The sequence below is a fragment of the Aeromonas sp. ANP5 genome (assembly GCF_963870295.1).
Lineage (GTDB): Bacteria > Pseudomonadota > Gammaproteobacteria > Enterobacterales > Aeromonadaceae > Aeromonas > Aeromonas veronii.
Genome location: NZ_CAWMRY010000083.1, coordinates 1 through 968, shown reverse-complemented (window position 1 = coordinate 968; position 968 = coordinate 1). Strand labels below are relative to the sequence as shown.

The following is a 968-nucleotide window of genomic DNA, read 5'->3' as shown; positions in this document are numbered from 1 at the left end:
TAGAACATCCCCTCTTCTGCGGCGAGGCGATTAATGAATTCAAGGTCAGATTCCCGGTACTGTACGCAGTACTCACGTTGCATATGGGTATTCTTGAGAGCAAAGGCGTAGTCGGTGATGCCGTGCTCTTGGAGCAGGGCGCCGATGATCTCTTCCGGCTTTTGGGCCTGAAAAATACGGGCATTATGACGCAGACCCAATCGCCACAGCGCAGGTTTGACTTCCATGCTGTAGCGCGTTCGGCGAAAACCGCTGTCGCCTTGTTCGAACTGACTCACCACACCGTTCACACGCCGCTGCAACTCGCCGTTGTACCACACCAGCAACTCACAAGGTTGATCCAGTACCGCACCAAAATCGATATCCGGCTGACTACTCGCCAGTTGCAATGACAGGGTGAACGGATCGCTTAATGCCTCATGCAACGTAAAACTTGCCACAACAAACGTGGTGGCGGGCAGCGCGCCCACCTTAACGGTGAATTGCAATCCGGTCTGATTAGCCATGATATCTCCCTATCACCTTTCGAAACTGCGCCAGAAACCTGTCAAAACACCACGCTACCGCCCTCTCCGGTACACAAGCGGTCACCAAAGATAAGTAACATGACGGGTAATACGATGTGTGTGTCTGCATAACAGAACACTCCTTATTGCTTTGCCATCCCTCTGCATTCAGCAACACAGCATCGACTAGATGGACAGAGGGATGGCAAAGCATAAAGGCTCCGGCAGCCCAAGACCGCCCGGAGAAATACGGGATAAAAGGCCGGTGCACGCCGGCCATAAGATACGAAACCTAATACAGGGAATAACGAAGTCAGAACGTCAGGCTTATGCCTCGATGGGCGCGCGCCAGTCATCAGCACCAGAGGTGCCGGCAACGGTGTGCTCCCAATCGATCTTGCGATAGGCCATGGAGACCTGGATCAGCTGGGTGAAGTCGGACTTCGCCGGGTCCTGGCAGTG

Annotated in this window: 1 protein-coding gene and 1 pseudogene; both read right to left on the bottom strand. The window is 53.9% G+C overall.

Going from position 1 to position 968, the window contains the following annotated elements:
* Positions 1-506 (bottom strand): type VI secretion system tip protein TssI/VgrG (gene tssI / locus AACT07_RS22325; RefSeq protein WP_139123946.1); only part of this gene is annotated, 506 nt, incomplete at its 3' end.
* 327 nt (positions 507-833) lie between these two features.
* Positions 834-968 (bottom strand): annotated as a pseudogene (locus AACT07_RS22320) (type VI secretion system tube protein Hcp); the annotation flags it as partial.